15 protein-coding genes are annotated in these 18,659 nt (G+C 49.3%); 13 read left to right on the top strand and 2 right to left on the bottom strand.

Annotated elements, in window-relative coordinates; genetic code table 11:
- Nucleotides 1-11: 11 nt before the first annotated feature.
- The 3 genes from B1748_RS24940 (at nucleotide 12) to B1748_RS24930 (ending at nucleotide 5,337) form a co-directional block, all read left to right on the top strand.
- On the top strand, nucleotides 12-3,149 hold the full coding sequence (locus B1748_RS24940) for a type I restriction endonuclease subunit R (RefSeq protein WP_087570660.1): 3,138 nt from the start codon (nucleotides 12-14) through the stop codon (nucleotides 3,147-3,149).
- A gap of 129 nt (nucleotides 3,150-3,278) precedes the next feature.
- On the top strand, nucleotides 3,279-4,046 hold the full coding sequence (locus B1748_RS24935; protein WP_087570659.1) for a hypothetical protein: 768 nt from the start codon (nucleotides 3,279-3,281) through the stop codon (nucleotides 4,044-4,046).
- A 34-nt stretch (nucleotides 4,047-4,080) separates the two neighbouring features.
- Nucleotides 4,081-5,337 carry a helix-turn-helix domain-containing protein gene (locus B1748_RS24930; protein ID WP_087570658.1) on the top strand — a complete coding sequence of 419 codons (1,257 nt, stop codon included), beginning with the start codon at nucleotides 4,081-4,083 and terminating at the stop codon, nucleotides 5,335-5,337.
- Between the two features lie 407 nt (nucleotides 5,338-5,744).
- Here the strand turns inward: B1748_RS24930 and B1748_RS24925 are convergent, their stop codons facing one another.
- Nucleotides 5,745-6,218: a carboxymuconolactone decarboxylase family protein gene (locus B1748_RS24925; protein ID WP_087570657.1), complete on the bottom strand. Its 474-nt coding sequence runs from the start codon at nucleotides 6,216-6,218 to the stop codon at nucleotides 5,745-5,747.
- A 117-nt stretch (nucleotides 6,219-6,335) separates the two neighbouring features.
- Between B1748_RS24925 and B1748_RS24920 the strand changes: the two genes are divergently transcribed.
- A complete protein-coding gene (locus tag B1748_RS24920; protein WP_087570656.1) occupies nucleotides 6,336-7,205 on the top strand; it encodes a sigma-70 family RNA polymerase sigma factor in 870 nt (289 codons plus the stop codon).
- 90 nt (nucleotides 7,206-7,295) lie between these two features.
- On the opposite strand, the gene B1748_RS24915 is transcribed toward B1748_RS24920, so the two are convergent.
- Nucleotides 7,296-7,712 (bottom strand): VOC family protein, encoded by a 417-nt coding sequence (locus tag B1748_RS24915; RefSeq protein WP_087570655.1) that lies wholly within the window; start codon nucleotides 7,710-7,712, stop codon nucleotides 7,296-7,298.
- 204 nt (nucleotides 7,713-7,916) lie between these two features.
- Here B1748_RS24915 and B1748_RS24910 point away from each other — a divergent pair, with 204 nt between their 5' ends.
- From B1748_RS24910 to B1748_RS24870, 9 genes are all read left to right on the top strand, one after another.
- Nucleotides 7,917-8,165, top strand: coding sequence for a type II toxin-antitoxin system Phd/YefM family antitoxin (locus B1748_RS24910; RefSeq protein ID WP_256975908.1), 249 nt, complete (start codon nucleotides 7,917-7,919; stop codon nucleotides 8,163-8,165).
- Nucleotides 8,162-8,599, top strand: coding sequence for a type II toxin-antitoxin system VapC family toxin (locus B1748_RS24905; RefSeq protein ID WP_087570653.1), 438 nt, complete (start codon nucleotides 8,162-8,164; stop codon nucleotides 8,597-8,599). Before B1748_RS24910 ends, B1748_RS24905 begins: the two co-directional genes overlap by 4 nt.
- A 411-nt stretch (nucleotides 8,600-9,010) precedes the next feature.
- Nucleotides 9,011-9,967, top strand: coding sequence for an ABC transporter permease (locus B1748_RS24900; RefSeq protein WP_087570652.1), 957 nt, complete (start codon nucleotides 9,011-9,013; stop codon nucleotides 9,965-9,967).
- A 31-nt stretch (nucleotides 9,968-9,998) separates the two neighbouring features.
- Nucleotides 9,999-10,877, top strand: a complete 879-nt coding sequence (locus B1748_RS24895) for a carbohydrate ABC transporter permease (RefSeq protein WP_087570651.1) — start codon at nucleotides 9,999-10,001, stop codon at nucleotides 10,875-10,877.
- A gap of 93 nt (nucleotides 10,878-10,970) precedes the next feature.
- A complete protein-coding gene (locus B1748_RS24890; RefSeq protein WP_179215816.1) occupies nucleotides 10,971-12,569 on the top strand; it encodes an extracellular solute-binding protein in 1,599 nt (532 codons plus the stop codon).
- An 82-nt stretch (nucleotides 12,570-12,651) separates the two neighbouring features.
- Nucleotides 12,652-14,385: a polysaccharide deacetylase family protein gene (locus B1748_RS24885; RefSeq protein WP_087570649.1), complete on the top strand. Its 1,734-nt coding sequence runs from the start codon at nucleotides 12,652-12,654 to the stop codon at nucleotides 14,383-14,385.
- A 27-nt stretch (nucleotides 14,386-14,412) separates the two neighbouring features.
- On the top strand, nucleotides 14,413-15,654 hold the full coding sequence (locus tag B1748_RS24880; protein ID WP_087570648.1) for a DegT/DnrJ/EryC1/StrS family aminotransferase: 1,242 nt from the start codon (nucleotides 14,413-14,415) through the stop codon (nucleotides 15,652-15,654).
- Between the two features lie 46 nt (nucleotides 15,655-15,700).
- Nucleotides 15,701-17,542, top strand: coding sequence for an SMP-30/gluconolactonase/LRE family protein (locus tag B1748_RS24875; RefSeq protein ID WP_087570647.1), 1,842 nt, complete (start codon nucleotides 15,701-15,703; stop codon nucleotides 17,540-17,542).
- A 28-nt stretch (nucleotides 17,543-17,570) separates the two neighbouring features.
- The gene (locus B1748_RS24870) at nucleotides 17,571-18,611 is read left to right on the top strand and encodes an alpha/beta hydrolase family protein (RefSeq protein WP_143810382.1); all 1,041 of its coding nucleotides are present in this window, start codon (nucleotides 17,571-17,573) and stop codon (nucleotides 18,609-18,611) included.
- Nucleotides 18,612-18,659 lie beyond the last annotated feature (48 nt).

Raw genomic sequence — 18,659 nt, 5'->3', positions numbered from 1 at the left:
GAGGTGCAAGTATGGCCCTTTACTCCACATCCTACACAGAGAACGACCTCGAACAAGCCGCATTGGAATGGTTCGAAGAACTGAACTATAACAAAGCTTACGGTCCCGAGATTTCACCAGAAGGAGAATATCCGGAAAGACAGTTCTATCAGGATGTCATCCTGATAGAACGCCTTCGTGAATCGCTTATTCGCATCAATAAGCACCTGCCACGTGAGGCCATCGAGGAAGCGATTCGTATCATCGAAGTGCCTCGCAGCCCGAGCTTAATGATCAACAACAAAGCGTTTCAGAAAATGGTCACGGACGGCATTGATGTTCAGTATCGGAATGCCAATGGCGACTACCTGACTGAAAAAGTTTGGTTGTTCGATACGAATCCGGACCGCGTGGATAATAACGATTTTCTAGTTGTGAATCAGTTTACGGTCATTGAGAACCAAGTGGATAAGCGTCCGGATGTAGTGGTGTTCGTCAATGGCCTTCCGATTGCGGTGCTGGAGCTGAAGAGCGCCTCCAATGAAGAAGTGGGAATCAGTGATGCGTACAATCAGGTGCAGACCTATAAAAAGGCGATCCCGTCCCTATTCACGTACAACTCTTTTATGGTCATCAGTGACGGTGTAAATGCCAGAGTAGGCACTTTGACGGCTGACGAGGAACGGTTCATGATGTGGCGAACCATTGATGGCGAGGAAGTGGCCTCCTCCTCCCAGCCTCAGCTCGAAGTGTTGATTAAGGGCATGTTCGAGAAAAGTCGTCTTCTGGACATCATCAAGCATTTTGTTCTGTTTCAGACTGATGGTGAACGTCTATTCAAAATATTGGCCGGTTACCATCAGTACCATGCCACGAATAAGGCGATTACCGCTACGGAAAGAGCGACACTGGAGGATGGCGACCGCAAGATCGGAGTTATCTGGCATACACAAGGCTCGGGCAAGAGCCTTTCCATGGTCTTTTACGCAGGGAAACTGGTTCTGACACTTGATAATCCGACGATTGTTGTTGTAACAGACCGTAACGATCTCGACGATCAGTTGTATGCTACATTCAGCAAATCGAAAGATTTGCTCCGTCAAACCCCGCAACACGCCGAAGAGCGTACTCACTTAAAACAGCTGCTTTCGGTGGAGGCAGGTGGAATTATTTTTACAACGGTTCATAAGTTCACGCCTGAAGAAGGCGAATACAAGTACCCTGTACTTACGGACCGTCGTAATGTCATCGTAATAGCGGACGAAGCACACCGCAGTCAATACGGCTTTCAAGCTGAAATGGTCGCATCGGATGAGGAAGCCAGCATTAAGTACGGCTATGCGAAATATATGCGTGATGCATTGCCAAACGCTTCTTACATTGGATATACCGGAACGCCGGTTGAGTTGACGGATAAGAACACTCCGGCAGTTTTCGGGGATTATATCGACGTCTACGACATGACCCGGGCTGTGGAAGATGGTACTACAGTAAAGATTTACTATGAGAGCCGTATCGCACGGTTGGAGCTATCGGATAATGAGCGTCCAGTTATCGATGAAGAGTACGAAGAGATTACTGAGTATCAAGAGTATTCTCAGCAAGAGAAGCTCAAGTCCAGATGGGCGCGCCTTGAGGCGCTTGCTGGTGCAGAGAAACGTATCAAAAAGGTCGCCAAGGACATGGTTGACCATTACGAGCAGCACAAAGGAGCTATGTTCGGCAAAGCGATGATCGTCGTTATGTCTAGACGTATTGCCATCGATCTCTACAAAGAGATTATTACTCTTCGTCCGGACTGGCATAGTTATGATGACAATGAAGGCAAAATCAAAATCGTCATGACTGGAAGCTCAAGCGATCCTGCTGAATGGCAACCTTATATCGGGACAAAGCGGCGTCGAGAACATCTAGCCAAGCGAATGAAGGACTTGAATGATCCTCTGGAGATCGTCATTGTGCGCGATATGTGGTTGACCGGGTTTGATGTACCGATTATGAACACGATGTACATCGATAAGCCAATGAAGGGTCATAACCTGATGCAGGCTATTGCTCGCGTTAACCGAGTATTCCGTGACAAGCCGGGCGGGCTAATCGTGGATTACATCGGTATTGCAGATATGTTGAAGTCGGCACTCCAGCAATACACGGAAAATGATAGCAAGACTGCAGGGATCGATACCGATCAAGCTGTCGATTTCATGCTGGAGCGGATACAACTTATTCGTGAACAGTTACATGGGCACGACTTTTCGAAATTTGAATTGGAAAAAGCCTCCGAGCGGATGAAGGCAATCGTCGAGACAGTAGACTATGTGCTTGGACTTGGTGACCAAGGCAAACGTAATTTTGTCAATTGGACGATGGAGTTGGCGAAGGCTTATGCACTGTGCGCTACGACGGAAGCTGCAGAATCGGTCAACCTGGAAATCAGCTTTTACAAGGCTGTAAAATCAGGCATCGTCAAAATCATCACGACTGAGAACAAGAAGAAAACGACAAACGAGCTGGATGCGGAATTGAACCAGTTGATTTCTAAATCGGTCATGTCCGATGAAGTCGTCGATATTCTCGAAGCGGTTGGCTTGCAGAAGCCGAACATCGCGATTTTGTCGAATGAATTCCTTGAGCATGTCCGGGGATTGAAGCAGAAGAACCTCGCTGTCGAATTGCTGAGAAGGCTCCTTCAGGGCAAAGTAAAGGCTGTATCTCGCACCAGCATTGTACAGTCAAAGAAATTCTCAGAAATGCTTGAAGAAGCTATTCGTAAATACAATAATCGTACTATTGAGACGACGCAGGTAATTGAAGAGCTAATCCAGATGGCCAAGGAGATGAACGCTGCCGTCAAGCGTGGCGAAGATCTCGGGCTTATCAAGGAGGAAGTAGCCTTCTATGACGCGTTGGCTTCCAATGAGGCTGCAAAAGAGCTAATGGGAGATCTAGTTCTTAAGCAAATTGCTCACGAGTTGACCCAGGCTATCAAGAACAATATCAAGGTTGACTGGACTCTGCGGGAGAATGTACGGGCTCAGATGCGGATTACGGTTAAAAGACTGTTGAAAAAATATGGATATCCGCCTGATCTTGAAAAGATGGCAATTGATTTGGTGCTTCAACAGGCAGAGTTAATGGCGCAGGCAGAGACAGAAGAATTTAAATACTAACAGACATCAGGCGTAGCTAAAAGGGCTGCGCCTTTAGAATAGAAAACCTTATTGAATAAAAAACACTCGAAAATTGTAAGAGATTAGGTATAATAAATTAATAGGAATTATAGGGAATCTGGAGGAAAAATGGTCGGACATATTGTTGAATTATGCAATGATTTGCTGGATGCTATAGAGAGCGAGGATTTCAAATCTGCTAAAGGCTTGTACTACACAAAATACTTTTCTTTTATTACTACAGAGTTATCAATGTTAAATATAATGGAATTTGCTCCATCATATCGAACACAATTTTTATTTTTAAAATCGGACTTTGATAATTTTTCAAAACAAGCTGCTGGTTTGACTTTAACTGATATATTTAAAACAAATTTACGTGATAAAACAACACAATTAATTAATAATCTAAGTTCATATGGTCAAATCGTTGCATCAACAATGATTGATCTATCGTTTATGGTTGATCCAGAGTTGAAAGCCTTTGCTACCAGAGATTTTCACGACCTCGCAACGAAATTGATACTTGACCGAGCGTGGAAAAGTGCAGTTATATTAGCTGGAAGTATCTTAGAAGCTATTTTATTTGATGTGATAAGTAATCCAATCCACAATTCTAGGGCTATACTAGCTCGAAGAGCTCCAAAAGAAAGAGGAACGAATACGGTATTAAGACTTAATAAGTGGAAATTAAAAGACCTAATCAATGTTGCTGTTGATATCAATTTATTGGATCGTACAACTGAGAATACGATTCATCAAGTTTTGCGAGATTACCGGAACTTTGTTCATCCCCTTCTTGAAAAAAACATGGGATTACAGTTGGATGAAACGGAAGCATTACTTGCAAAGGGTGCGATTATGTCGGTTTGTAAGAAACTTTTGCAAAGTGTGTAGCAGTATATTCAGAGAGAAAAGGAAGAATAACTTCATGTACAATGAATGGGGCTTTAAGAGATCACCCTTCGATACTAATCCGTTACCTGCGAATAATGAGGGTAAGGAGTTATTAATTGGAAGACAAGATGACTTAAATAAAATTAAGAGACGATTAGCTAGCTCTTCAAACATTATAACAGTCGAAGGCAATAATGGTATTGGAAAGACTTCCCTTGCAAACATTACCGCCTATGCAATGTATAATGATTACTTAGAATCAGGTGAGGGTGTTTTTTTGGTCCCTTGTTCTGAACCTATTCAAATGACTTCAGATAAAGATTCTGAGGAGTTTATTGATGAAGTGCTTCTTAAAGTATTTCAAACATTATTAACAAAGGGGCATGAACTTGCTGAAAGTGGTTATCGATCGTCGTCAAAAAATATTAATATTTGGTTAAGTCAAGTTGAACCAATGGAGCAATACTTTAAAGACATGAAAATTAGTGTAATTGGTAGTGCAAGAGTTGAATTTAGGATAAAAATATTGAATTGGTTAAAGGAAATATTCCCCTATAACACAAATGGGGGAGTTGTTTGCATCCTAGATAACTTAGAGTTGTTGAATACGTCTGATGATGCTCGTAAAAAAATTGAGGAATTCAGGGATACGTTATTCGGTTATACCGGTATAAGGTGGATACTTAGTGGGGCATTGGGGATTGTGTATGGATTAATGTCTTCTCCTAGGCTTGAAGGTAGATTAAGCCCTCCAATTGAGTTATATGGAATTGATAAGAAGTTTTCCTCCGAGATTCTTCAATCAAGAGTTAAAAAATATGCTCAAAGTGAAGATATTTACTTACCTTTAAATACTGATGAATTTAGCCATTTATTCGAGTTATTGAAAGAAAACACGCGTCATACACTCAGTTATTGTGATGATTATTGTAATTGGATTTCCGACTATTCCCATAATCCACAGACATATGAAGAAAAGAAGCAAATGTACTTTACTTGGCTTGAAGTGAAAAGTAAAAAGAAGGTTGAATCCTTAAGAAAGAACATTACGCCAACTACCTTAAAGACATTTATATCTGCGGCAGAAATGGGTGGAGAATTTACTCTTAGTGACTACGAAAGTTTTGGATTTAAAAGTATTAATAGCATGAGACCATACATTAATAGTCTCGAACAATATAACTTAGTCACGAGGTCAACTGATGAGAATGATAAAAGAAGAAAAACTATTCAACTAACTCCTGAGGGATGGATTTATAGCTTCGGATTGAGTCTACTTCAACAAACCTAGGGATGCCCATTTAGTGATCGGATACTGCTACAGTTCGGATAAGTTCTAGTCTAATACTTTATTTTACATTTCAAAATTAAATATTGCTTCACAAGGATTGGAGTCTAAAACTTAATTCTCAAGAGCTGACGATTTTTAAACTCAAAAACCGTGTCAAATCAACAACGCCAGTCTAATACTTTATTTTCTTCGAACAGTTGGATTGAAAAATAAAGGAATAGACCGGCAACGCCCCATTAAGCTAACGGTGCAGTTTAGTTTAAGATCAAACACGGTGAACTTTATCACAAGTAACGGCAAGTTTTTTGATAATTTGCTTGGTTTATTTGTGAAGCCTAGACGGCCTCTTGGCATCAAACAATGGGGATTGGACGACTACAGTGAGTCGTCCTTTTCCTGTTCTATCTTCAATTGGCGAGCGAAGTGGCAACAATCTGCTTTGTCGTGACATTTAGGCGATTATATAGGTTGGCTGTTGCAATACCTGCGATCAGAGTCGCCAATTCCTGTTCTTGGTAATGTCTGGAAGCCTCGTCGTAGATTTCATCAGGCACGGAATCTGCTCTGTCGTTAATTCGGGTAACGGCTTCGCTGAGCGCAAGGGCTGCTCGTTCCGCGTCATTGAAGTGGGAAGTTTCACGCCATGCCGAAACGGCGAGAAGTCGATCTGCCGTTTCGCCTGCCGCTTGCGCATTGCGCGAGTGGAGATCGACGCACACGCTGTCTCCATTGATTTGGCTCGCACGGAGATAAGCAAGAAACAATGTCTTGTTCGGGAGTCCCACAACCGCTGCAGATCCGAACAAGGCTTTGCCAAGCGCTTGTAGGGCTTGACTTGCTTCTGGTAAAATCATGGCGGGGTTGTTCATTCTTGGTTTCATTGGAAACACTCCTTTGTTAAATGTCGGTGCCGGTAATCGGCCCTCACTAAGTTGACGGATCAAAACTCGGGTTTGTGACATGTTCGGGAAAAATCCATTAGGAAGAAGGACTGGAAGATGAGTGCTACGCAGGATTGGTTGGCTGAGCAATTCGAAGCGCATCGCTCCCATCTTCAGGGGGTGGCTTATCGAATGCTTGGATCGTTGAGCGAAGCGGAGGATGCGGTGCAAGAATCTTGGTTCCGCTTAAGTCGATCGGATACCACCGATCTCAAGAACCTTGGAGGCTGGCTGACAACGGTTGTTTCTCGAGTATGCCTTGATATGCTTCGTACACGAAAAGCCAGAAGGGAGGAAGCGTTGGAAGGATACTTGATCGAGGCAATCGTAAGCGATGAAGCTCGAGGCAATCCTGAACAGGAAGCGTTGATGGCGGAATCTGTTGGTCTCGCGATGCTGGTCGTGCTCGGTAAGCTGAATCCAGCGGAACGCATTACATTCGTGCTTCACGATATTTTTATGATGCCATTTACCGAAATTGCCCCGATCGTAGGGAAATCTGAGATGGCGACCAGACAACTTGCAAGCCGGGCACGCCGTCGAGTCCATGGGGACGTTTCGCATTTGAATCCCGATCTGTCGAGCCAACGCGAGCTGGTCGACGCATTCCTCTCTGCGGCGTACGCAGGCGATTTCGATACGTTGATTACAACGCTCGATCCAGACGTCGTACTTCGAGATGATCGTCAGTTTGAAGCTGTTCGAGTGATTCGAGGCGCTGCAGCATTGGCCAAGCATGTATCGGGACGGGCGAAAGCGGCTCAGGTGGCTCTCGTGAACGGTTCTATAGGCGTCATCGCCGCTCCGCAGGGAAAACTTCTTTACGTACTCCAATTTACGCTCAAGAACGGGAAGATCTCCGAGGTCGATTTGATTTCCGACTTTGCACGCATTCGCAAGCTGGATTTGTCGATATTCCCATCATGAATGAAAACTAATCATCGCAAAGAAGACGCCGGGGAAGATACCCGGCGTCTTTCTTTATGAACCCTAGTATGAACGTGATATCCGTTAGCCTTAACCTTGTGCCGCATCCATGTTCATGTAGTTAATGGCCCACAGATGGCCGTCCAAGTCCACGAAGCCCCAATGATACATGAACCCATGATCTTCAGGTTCAGCGTGCAATTTTCCGCCCAAGGAGACCGCGGTATTCACGATTTCATCGACCTTTTCCCGACTCTCGAAGGCCAATGCAATCGTCATCTGCGCATACTTGCTCGTATCGACGGATTCCCTCTCCGTGAGCGTATTAAAGAATGCTTGATTGATCAGCATGACCTGCAGGTTGTCGCCGATCACGATGGCTACCGAATTCTCGCTCTCAGGAAATTGCAGGTTGAGCTCGAATCCAAGTCCGGTGAAGAACGCTTTCGATTGTTCTACGTTTTTTACAGGCAGGTTGAAGCTCGTGAATGCGGACGTTAATGCCATCTTCAAAACACCTCTTCGTCAAATTAGTTTGTGTTCATTTATGCCTTCGTTTATATAGACGACAGCCGACCCGGGAATTCATCGGTCTCATGGATCTCGATCAGATCGCGACAACGCTGGTTAGTTCTAAAAATAAGGCGATTATAATAAGGTATTCTGTGTTATAATATGGCTAGACTGTCTAGATTATTGGAGGGATCGATAATGCAATGGCAACTACAAGAGGCGAAGAACAAATTGAGCTACGTTGTTAAAAAGGCTAGGGACGAAGGAGCTCAAATCATTAGCGTACGAGGCGAACCCACTGCAATCATTTTGTCAATTGAAGAGTATAATCGGCTCACACAAATGAAATCCAGTCTAACAGATTTTTTTCAAGAATCACCTTTTTCTGATGATTTACAACTTGATTTGGAAAGAAGTACAGCCCCTTCGCGAGAGGTAGATATATGAAATATCTTCTGGATACTAATGTCATATCAGAATTGGTCAAAAAGGAGCCTAACCCAGGTGTTCTTCTTTGGATAGAAAAATGTGATGAGATGAATTTATTTTTGAGCGTTATCACATTCGGTGAATTACAAAAAGGAATTAGTAAATTGAGTGATAAGTCTCGAGCAGATCGGTTGCAAACCTGGGTGAACCAAGATCTGAAAAAACGATTTGAAGGAAGGATTTTGCCTATCGAGCTGGACGTTGTATTAACATGGGGCAGGATACAAGGAATTTCAGAAAGGAACGGAGTAAAACTTCCTGCGATGGATAGCCTTATAGCAGCAACTGCGATTACTCATAATCTGATCGTTGTTACTCGAAATGTTCAAGATATTGAGCGTTGTCAGGGTTCCGTATTTAATCCATGGGATGATGCGTATAACAGAGCATAATAACAGCTTGAGTAACACCTATCACCATTTCAATTTTCTGCCTCCGTTTTCAGACGCTGGTTCTCTTTTCGCAAACTATTCGAGCAACAGATAAGCCGTGTTCCTGCACATAAGACGGGGACACGGCTTATTTGCGCCCGGATTACGGGAGACGCTGCCGACGCATATTAAGGCGCCTTGATGGCGAAGGAAAGGTGGAACGGTTGCCCTAGGCGGCAGTCGTTCCCGCTAGACGCATTGGTTAGGCGGAATCAGGTTATTATTTGAATTCGCTTACAATTGTGCGATCGAAAACGCATTCATTTTTAAAAAAAGGATTGACAGTCATAGGCACACGCTATAAAATACAGGTAAAATACATGTTCAAATAACGATCAAAATTTACGAAAAGCGAGGAGTGCTGAGCAAGTAATGATACGAACAACAGTCCCGGTTCAGGGAAGCACGAAGTCGCGAAGCGCATGGGGAAGAATAGGTCTGCGGTTATGGAAGGAACGTTACGTTCATTTGCTGATATGGCCAGGCATCTTATATTTCCTTGTGTTCCGCTATCTTCCGATGGCCGGTCTTGTAATCGCATTCAAGGATTTCAACCCGTTTGCAGGGATATGGGCGAGCGACTGGGTCGGCTTTGCCCACTTCGCCCGTATTTTCGAAGATGATGAAGTTATAAGAGTGCTCTGGAACACGATCAATATCGCGCTTCTGCAAATTTTAGTCGCATTCCCGGTATCGATTGTGCTTGCGCTCATGCTCAATGAGGTGCGTAACGGCACATACAAGCGATTTGTGCAATCGATGGTTTACCTCCCCCACTTCTTGTCATGGGTCGTCGTAGCGGGGATTTTCACCGTATTCCTGCGGGGAGAAGGTCTGATTAACACCGTGCTGGGCTCATGGTTCGGGATAGAAGCCATCCCGTTTCTGACGGATCCCGCGTTCTTTAAGCCGCTGATCACATTGCAGATCATCTGGAAGGAATCCGGTTGGGGCACGATTATATTTCTGGCCGCGCTGGCCGGGGTCAATACGAGCCTTTATGAAGCGGCCGTTATCGACGGCGCCAATCGCTGGAGGCAGCTATGGCATATTACGCTCCCGTCCATTCGCGGCGTTATTGTGATCATGTTTATTATTCGTTTGGGTAACGTGCTAGACCTGGGCTTTGAGCAGATTTTCCTGATGCTTAATCCATTTAATATGGATACCGGCAACGTCCTTGATACTTATGTGTACTTCAAGGGGATTCAGCAAGGCGATGTCAGTTTTGCGACAGCGGTAGGCATGTTCAAGGGCGCCGTCGGCCTCGTGCTCGTGGTCATTGCAAACCGGATCGCCAAGCGGTTCGGCGAAGATGGACTGTATTAATTCTAAAGAGAGGGTCGGGTGATTTGCATCTATGTATAACCGGTCTATAACCGATCGAATAATTGACGCTGCCAACTGGCTGCTGCTTGCTATCGTTGCGCTGTTAATGGTGTTCCCATTCCTGCATATTTTCTCCGTATCGTTCTCATCCTTGCGGGATGTGTTGGAGAAAGAATTTATTATGTGGCCGACCCATTGGGTGACGGATGCGTATCAGACGATTCTTGCCTCCAACAACTTTATTCGCTCATTGGGCGTCTCGTCGTACATCACAATTGTGGGCACCGTTGTCAGTCTGCTGCTGACGGCCACCATGGCATACGGTCTAACGAGAAACGTGACCGGACAACGCATTATATTGCTGCTAATTATTTTCACTTTGCTGTTTAACGCTGGCATGATTCCGACGTATCTGGTCGTAAAGGAAGTCGGGTTGATGAACTCGACATGGTCGCTTATCATTCCGTCGGCGATCAGTGCTTTCAACTTGATCGTGATGAGACAGTTTTTCTTAAGTATACCGAACGAGCTGACGGAAGCCGGCCTAATTGACGGCGCGAGCGAGCTGCGGATATTTACAAGCATTATGCTGCCGCTGTCCAAGCCGTCGCTGGCCGCCTTCGGATTGTTTTATGCGGTAGGCTATTGGAACAAGTACTTTGAAGGCGTTCTCTATTTGAATGATTCCTCCAAATGGCCGATCCAGGTCGTTCTGAGGCAGATTGTCATTATGAACGAGGCGACCGCAGCGTTAGGCAACGAAGCGATGCTCATGCTAGAGAATCCGCCTCCTCCGGTGACGATCCAGATGGCTGCGATTTTAATGGCAACGCTCCCGATTTTGATTGTGTATCCGTTTCTGCAAAAGCATTTTGCCAAGGGGGTGATGCTCGGTTCGGTAAAGGGCTAGCCTATGTGGTGTAGCGGGCAGTCCGATTGGCTAGGCGAGCATGAGCAGGCAATGATGGGAAGTTGTGAAAAGACAAAAATGGAGGGTTCGACGATGAAAAAGAAAGCGTACCTCGTATCGACAGTAGCTGCCGCAATGTTGGTTTCGGCAGCATGCTCGAACGGAAACAATGCTGGCGGCAGCAGCAGCGAGAAGCCAAGTCCGACGCAGTCGACGCCGGCGGAAAGCGCGGCGCCAGAGAAGGTTCATAAGATTAGCGGCATTACGTACATTTATGGAAACCCAGCACCTAATGACGGTGAAGGCTTGAAGAAGCTGAATGAAAAGTTTAACGTGGACTACTTCGTTGAAAAGGTTCCGGCGGAAACGTATCCAGAGAAGCTGAGCGCAGTCGTTTCCTCCGGGTCGATGCCGGATATGATCGGCTTCGAGGCCAGCCGCGCGGATAATTTCCCTCGCTGGGCGAAGCAAGGCGCGTTCCTTGAGCTGAACGACTATATCGATCAGTATCCATCGCTGAAGGCCATTCCGGATGAGCTTTGGGCGCCATTCACCATCGATGGCAAAATCTACGGCATTCCGTCCTGGTCTCCGACAGAGTCAAGCTCTTTCTATATCCGTAAGGATTGGCTCGACAACCTGGGTCTGCCCGTTCCGACGAACTATGAGGAACTGGCTAGCACGCTCATCGCTTTCACGAACGACGATCCGGATAAGAACGGCAATAAGGATACGTATGGCATGGCAATCGGACAGAACATCAACCCGAACTATGCTATGGGGCCGTACTGGCAGTTCGATTCTTACTACCACCAGGACGAGAAAGGGAATTACATTCCTGGCATGATCTCGCAAGGCCGCAAGGAACTTATCGAATTCTTTAACAAGCTGTATCAAGCAAAGGCGCTGACGCCGGACTTCGCCGTTATTAACTGGGCGGATACGAATAATGAGTTTTATTCCAGCAAGGCTGGCCTGTTCCTGGTTGCGCCAAGAGGCATGTCCCAGGACTACATGACAAGCTTGCTCGAGATTTCGCCGGATGCGGAATTTGCAGTGCTTCCTCCATTCCTGGCGCCAGACGGCTCTCAAGGATTTGTTGGCGGCAAGGGTTATGCTCGCTTCAATGCATTTAACGCCAAGCTGAAGGATGATCCCGAGAAGCTGAAGAAAATTCTCGACATGCATGAGTTCTCCCGTCAGTTCTACCCAATGGCCGAACAAAATGCTTCCAATGCGGATCATGACTGGTTCTACGGCGGCGAAGGCGCAGGCTACGAGGTTGCGGACGGCAAGCGTAAAGTCATTGAGCCGGAGAAGGGCAGTCAGCCTTACCACTACTTCCAGGACAACACGGCATGGGTGCTTCCGGATCAGGATCCCGAGTTCGAGTCGGCCTACACGGAGCCGAAGCTCATTCAGGCAACAACCGATCTCGTGAAGATGAGCAAAGACTATAAGCAATACTTCCAGCCGAACGTAGGGGTCGTGTCCGAGACGGAAGCGGCGAAAGGCGCAGAGCTGATGCAGTTCCTCATGAACGAACAGACTAAAATGATCGTCGGCCAACGTCCGATTTCCGATTGGGATGCCGTAGTTAATGAATATCTGTCGCGCGGCGGATCTCAGATCATCGAAGAATATAATGCAGTGTTCAAGGAACGCGGCTATACAGAGCGCCGTTGGAAATAACGTATAGCGGATCGGGCTATGTATCATAGCCCGATTTGCTATCGATGGAAATTATTACGAAGAGTAAAGGTGCGTTTAATCTATGAAAATGGCAAAAATCGGCATTTATCTCGATTCGCTGGCTACGGCTCGTATTCACCAGCATCATGCTAACGTTTTTCAGCTCTACATCCAGGAGCTGATGACGTTTGCGGGTATTCCATTCAGGAGCTTCGACTCGGCGGACGAAATGGACGCTGGCGATTTTGATATAGTTATTGCGGCGCTTACCGGCGGTATGGAATCGGAAAGCAGTCTATGGGACTTCGCAGAGCGAGGAGGTATCGTCATTTCCTTCGCGGGTTTGCCATACTTGGCGGCTCGGCTCGGCTGCCGGCAGCTGCAAGAGGTGCCGGTTGGCTATGCATCACTATCAGGCGAGCCTGGCGGCGGTCGCCCGATGCGATACTTTCGGGCGCGTCCATGGCTGCATACGTCCTCGGATGCGGGTTCGCTTGCGCTTTCTTGCGAGGAAGACGGCATGGTTCGCGTCGGAGCTGCAGATGGCGCCGTCGCTGGGCCGCTTCTGCAGACGTTCCGGGTTGGCAAGGGGATAATCGCCCGCTGGGCCGTAGATATTCCTACTCTGATCGTACGACTTCAGCAAGGCGAGCTGCCCGTCTATGAAGACGGCATTCCGGCGCAGGACGGATCAGGGGCCCTCAATGAAGGGATTCTGAAGGCGGACGACCAATGCCAATTGGACTGGGAAGCCGACAGAACGCACACGGCAACGGGTATGCCTTATTATGAGCATCCGTACGCCGATTATTGGCGAGAGGCGTTTATGCATCAGCTTCTGTCCGCGGCATCGACCTCCGATCTGATTGTGCCCTTCGTCGACTACTGGCCGGCGGGAGTCGAGGCGGTTGCTATGATCTCGCATGACAGCGACTTTAATAGCGACGATGCGGGCCGGACGACTCTCGAGGTGTTAAGCGAATGCGGCGTAAGATCGACATGGTGCATGATTGAACCGGGATATTCCCCGGAACTGTATCCGATGATACGGGAGGCGGGTCATGAGCTTGCGCTTCATTATAACGCTCTGGAGATCGAGCAAGGCATTTGGTCGCAAGAGGAATTTAATCGCCAAGCGTCCTGGTTCAAGAAGGCAACCGGTCTTCCGGCGGCGACATCCAATAAAAATCACTATACGAGGTTTGAAGGCTGGGGCGAGCTGTTCCGCTGGTGCGAGGAGGCCGGGATTCAGTCCGACCAAACACGCGGTCCAAGCAAAAAGGGGAATGTTGGATTCCCGTTCTGCACAAGCCATCCGTACTTCCCGATCGCCTGGGCGGACGAATACAATCGTCTCTACGATGTGCTGGAAATTGGGTTCTTGACGCAGGATCTGATGCATCCGGCCTTATCGGATACGTCTGTTATTGCGCCTTTCCTGGAGAAGGTGATGGAGGTTCGCGGCGTCGCGCATTTTCTTTATCATCAAAAGCATATTCATGAGCAGCCGGAGGTTCGGAAAGCGTTGGTGACTACAGCAAGCGAAGCGAAGAAGCTCGGATTCGAGTTCTGGACCGGAGCCGAAATCAATGACTGGGTGAGGGCGAAGCGCGAGCTGCGGATTATTGGACTTGGCGAGGGTGGACGCTTGCGCGTAGAAGGCGAAAGAACGGCAATCGCCGCTTATCGTCCGCTGTTTGCAGGGGAGTCGTCCGAAGGCGCGGTGAACCGATTTGGACTCCCGTGCGTTTTGCTGCAGGTCGAGTTCGAAGGAGCATCGCGGCAACAATCCGTTGCGTTATCCTCATTACAATAAAGCCGAAGGGCCGAAAGGGGCAATGAAATGATAAGCAAGACGGAGGAGCTCGCGCTGTTGGGCGGGCCAAAAACGAAGACGACCGCATTTAGCACAGGCAAACGATTCGGGGTCGAGGAGGCTCGCGAGCTTCTGGAGGCTCTGGAGCAAGAGACGCTGTTTTATCATTTTGGCAATAAGGTCAAAACGTTTCTTGATGACTTTAATGCCATCTACGGCGTAAAGCACAGCGTTGCGACATCGTCCGGAACGGCGGCGATTCATGTGGCGCTCGGCGCGGCGGGCGTAACCGTTGGCGATGAGGTTATTACGAGTCCCATTACGGACCAAGGAACGCTGATTGGCATCCTGTACCAGAATGCCATCCCGGTATTCGCCGATCTGGATCCGCATACGTACAATCTGGATCCCGCATCTGTCGAGGCGCGAATTACGCCGCGTACGAAGGCGATTGTCGTTGTTCACCTGGCCGGCAATCCTTGCGACATGGATGCGATCATGGCGATTGCGCAGCGTCACAACCTTAAGGTGATCGAAGATTGCGCTCAAGCCTACTTGACCCGGTACAAGGGGCGTTATGCGGGTACATTTGGCGATTATGGCTGCTTTAGCACCAATGATTTCAAACATATATCGACCGGCGACGGCGGTATGGTTACGGTGAATTCCGGCGAGGAGACGGACTATTATCGGACACACGGCTTCGCGGACAAAAACTATCATCGATTCGGGACAGAGGTGCAGCGCGAGCTCCATTACGTTGCCCCCAACTATCGAATGACCGAATTGCAAGGCGCTGTCGGCATCGCGCAGCTGAAAAAGCTGTCATGGATTTGCGAACGTCGGCAGGCGATCGGCGATCGGATTACCGAAGGACTGCGCGGAACCCCGGGCATACATGTTCATCAGGTGACTGAAGGCGGGGCCTGCACGTATTGGTTCTACATGATGAGGCTTGACTTGTCCGCCTTATCCTGCACGAGGCAGCAATTCAGCGAGGCTCTTGAAGCGGAGGGGATTCCGAGCCGACCCGGCTATATCCCGCAAGTGGTCTACAAGCAGCCGTTGTTCCAGCGGAAGCAGGCCTATCTGAACAGCCACTTCCCGTTTGATTTGACGGATCGTTCGTATCAACAAGGAGATTGCCCGGTAGCCGAAGAAATTTTAGAGACAGCCATACAAATTCCGATCAAAGAGTTTTATTCGGATACAGATGCAGAAGATATTATTCGAGGGGTGCGCAAGGTCGCATCGTATTACAAAAAGTAAATCTGCGAAATCGAAATCGATGACTTGTGAAAATGGGATGGTGAGCATGCAGCAGTATACAGAGCATGGCGTTCCTGCGCCTGTGGTAGAGTCGCGAACGGCCGCGGTGTGCCGGAGCCGCAACGGCGACGAGCGCGTCGTCATTCTGGCGAAGGGATTTCTGCTCGTTGTCGACCCGGCAACGGAACGCTGCACGCAGGTTCCGTTCCCGAATGGCAACACAGAATATCCATATATGTGTTTTGCCAGTTCGGAAGGCATGTTCTATGCCGGAGCCGGGACGCAGTTCATGGCGTTCGATCCGTTCGATTGCAGCTTCCTTCATGCCGAGGACGTCGGCTTGGAGGGTGAACTGGTCGGCTTCAGCTATGCGGAGTCGGCGGAGGGTACGATATATTTTGCGGCCTATCCTCATTGCAGATTGTTTGGTTATGTGCCTTCGGAGAGACGCGTTATTCCGTTAGGCCAGCTTGATGCAGAGGAAAAGTACCCGAGTCATCTCGCGGTTGATGAAGCAGGCTGGGTGTATGCGGGCATCGGCACAGAACGGAGGGGACTGATCGCCTTTCGGCCGTCCGATGGACGCACGGTTCAGCTTGTCCCGACGGAGGAGCGGACGAGAGGGATGGGCGTTGTTTACGCGGCTGCGGACGGCTCCGTGTATGGTCATTGGGCGTTCGCTGATTTGCGGGAAGCGGAGACGCCGGAACGATACCGCTGGATGCGGCTTCGCGGCGGGCAGGCAACGCCGGTTGATTGGCGCGATGTCCCGCCTTCTTTATATTCCGGAGCGGCGTTCTATCGGCTGCATCGTCAGCTATCGGGCGCATGGAAAATCGAGAAGCATGATCTGGCCGAACGAGAGCTGAGGCTGCGGGCGGCGGAGGGATCAAGCACGCGAATGATTCCGCTTCGTTACGAATGCGGCGGCGCGCAGCTGTCTCCGCTCAGTACGGGAGCGGACGGGCATGTATACGGAACGAGCAACCATCCGCTTCACTTCTTTAGATATGAGCCGGGCGAGCAGCGGCTTCGCAGCTTCGGAGGGCATGTGATTGAATTCGGCGGAGGCGGCAACCTGTGCGCCTATGCTTCAGTTGGTCCGATGCTAGCCGGAGCCGCTTATCCGGGAGGGCACCTGCATCTGATGGATACGAGGCTGCCTGTCCAGGCCGAAGCCGGGGACCCGAACCAAGCGCGCAATCCGCGCCTTGTTGCCAGTCACCCTGAGGTGCACCGCCCACGCTGCGCGCTGGCGCATTCGGACGGGGAGCATGTGCTGTATGGCGGTTATCCCGGCTACGGCGCTGTCGGAGGAGGCTTATGCCTCCATAATATAACGACAGGCGAGGACATGCTTTTGACGCATGATCAGGTAGTTCCCTTCCAGAGCACGATCAGTCTTGCGGAAGGCCAGTCGGGTCATATATTCGGGGCCACGAGTATCGAGACGCCGGGCGGAGCTGCGCCTAAGGAGACGAGAGCCAAGCTGTATCGGCTGCACTGGGATAGCCGAACGGTGGACGGGGTATGGTCTCCCGTAGAAGCGCGGGAGATCGTCTGGATTTATGCAGACCGCAAGGGACGTATACATGGCATGACCGAGGCTTCTCGTTACTTTGTGTTCGACCCTGAGGAGGAGAGGCTCTGCGCCGAAGCGGATTTGTCGGAGTGGGGTTCGCCGGTGCGAGTCGGTCTCGCGGCCGATCCGAACGGAACGATCTACGGTGCGCTCAGTCGGGCGATATTCCGCCTTGATCCGGATCTGTCCAAGGCGGTGAAGCTGTCGGAGCCTCCTGTTGCGATAACGGCGGGTCTGGCCGTCGCCGGGGACAAGGTTTTCTTTGCATCGGGCTCGCGGCTGTGGAGCTATCAATTGGAAGTATAAACGGCGGAAAGCCGAAAGGAGGGATTTTATGAAGTATCGATTATCGGATTTGAATGAAGGCAACGTGCCGAAGCTTGCCGTCGGCAAGGAGGCCGGCACCGCCGAGGCATGGGGGCAACGGCGCGCGGAGATTGAGGCGGCATGGAGGGAATATGTCGGGGAGATTCCCGCGCCCGTTGATCCGCAGCCGGAAATACTGGAGACGGTGCGGGAGCCGAATCATGTACGCGTACAATTGCGATACGCTACCGGCTTCGGCGACAAGGTAACCGCCTATTTGCTCATCCCCGGCGACGATCCGGCGCCTCAGTCTCCGCTCCCTGCTATATTAGCGCTGCATCCGACGCATGCCTCCGGCAAAGCCGATGTTGCGTCGTCCGAGGCGCGTGCCAATCGGGCGTACGGCTTGGAGCTTGCAGCGCGGGGCTATGTCGTGCTGGCGCCAGATACGATCACGGCAGGAGAACGCATCTACGAGGGCGAAGAAGCTTTCCGGACCGCGCCGTTTTACGCCATGCATCCGACTTCGACGGCAGTCGGGAAGATGCTGCATGACCATCGGCAAAGCCTGGATGTATTGTCTGCTTTGCCGTTCGTGGACGCGACGCGAATAGGGGCGATCGGCCACTCGCTTGGCGGCTACAACGGGTTCTTTCTTGCCGGTTTCGATCGCCGAGTAAAGGCCGTTGTCTCAAGCTGCGGCTTTGCGACCTTCGCGGGGGATCCCGATCCGAACCGCTGGGGACAGAGGGACTGGTTCTCCCACTTGCCGCGAATCAGCGAATGCTTATCGACTGGCTATGTGCCGTTCGAGTATCATGAGATCGCCGCGCTTGCAGCTCCGACGCCATTTTTTAATTGGAGCGGCATGTCGGATCGGATCTTCCCGCATTGGCAGTCGGCAGCGAAGGCATTGGCGGAGCTCGGCGAGTTGTATCGGGTGCTCGGAGCAGAAGACCGGCTCGAGGTGCTGTTCGGCAACAGCGGTCATGATTTCCCCCCTACGATTCGGAAAGCGGCCTATGCTTTTCTTGATCGATGGCTGAAAGACGCGGTTGAGGAAGGATGACCTGCAAGTGAAAATATGTTACAATATTGAAGACTAATATACAATATA

This window comes from Paenibacillus sp. MY03, assembly GCF_002165585.1.
In the GTDB taxonomy this organism is placed as follows: Bacteria; Bacillota; Bacilli; order Paenibacillales; family Paenibacillaceae; genus Pristimantibacillus; species Pristimantibacillus agaridevorans.
The sequence above is the reverse complement of the archived record's forward strand: the minus strand, read 5'-3'. Positions and strand labels throughout refer to the sequence as shown.